This window comes from Streptococcus sp. 3613 (assembly GCF_013277375.1).
Classification (GTDB): Bacteria; Bacillota; Bacilli; order Lactobacillales; family Streptococcaceae; genus Streptococcus; species Streptococcus pseudopneumoniae.
The window spans coordinates 1-847 of the sequence record NZ_VMMV01000117.1 but is presented as its reverse complement, the minus strand read 5'-3'; the positions used below and the strand labels follow the sequence as shown (position 1 = coordinate 847).

1 protein-coding gene is annotated in these 847 nt (G+C 40.1%); it reads right to left on the bottom strand.

Annotated elements, in window-relative coordinates; all coding sequences use genetic code 11:
* On the bottom strand, positions 1-555 hold a 555-nt coding region (locus HT708_RS11015; protein WP_172926396.1), incomplete at its 3' end, for a GntR family transcriptional regulator.
* Positions 556-847 lie beyond the last annotated feature (292 nt).

Below are 847 nucleotides of genomic sequence, written 5' to 3'. Positions count from 1 at the left end.
TTTTTCCTTAGCAAGGCGAGCATAGATGGTCTGATGTGATTTACCAATACGGTAGCCATGTTTTTGCAGTGTTTGGAAGAAATGACTAGTGATTTCTTCTTTTTTAAAGTCCTTAATGAATTTTTCAGGAATAGAAGCAACTTCATAAACCAGAGGAACTTTGTCGGCATAGCGGACCCGCTCCATTCGGATAATATTTTCGGTAGGAGAAATTCCTAGCTTGGCAACTTCCTGCTCATTGGGAATGGTTTTTCTGTAGGAAATGAGCTGGCTAGAGGGTACTTTACCTTGGGACTTAACAATTTCAGTAAAACTGGTTGTCCCTCGCATCTTTTCTTGTACCCGAGTACTGGACACAAAGGTGCCACTTCCAACTCTGCGCTCTAAAACACCTTCTTCAACCAATAGAGATACGGCTTGGCGGAGGGTCATGCGGCTGACCGAAAACTGCTCTGCTAAATCTCTTTCACTGGGAAGCCTCTCACCAATAGCCCAACGGTGCTCGTCAATATCCTTTTTAATCTGATCGTGGATTTTCATATAAGCAGGTAGCATATTTTTCACTTCATTTCTATCTTTTCTCTATTGTACCCCAATAAACTAGAAAAAGTCAAACTTCGCCTTGTTTATACTCTTCGAAAATCTCTTCAAACCACGTCAGCTCTATCTGCAACCTCAAAGCAGTGCTTTGAGCAACCTACGGCTAACTTCCTAGTTTGCTCTTTGATTTTCATTGAGTATTAGTTGGTAATTCGCCCTTATTTGTGATAGAATATTGGAAAAGATATTTCTTTTGAGAAAGGAAAAAGATGAGCAACATTTCAACTGATTTGCAAGATGTAGAAAA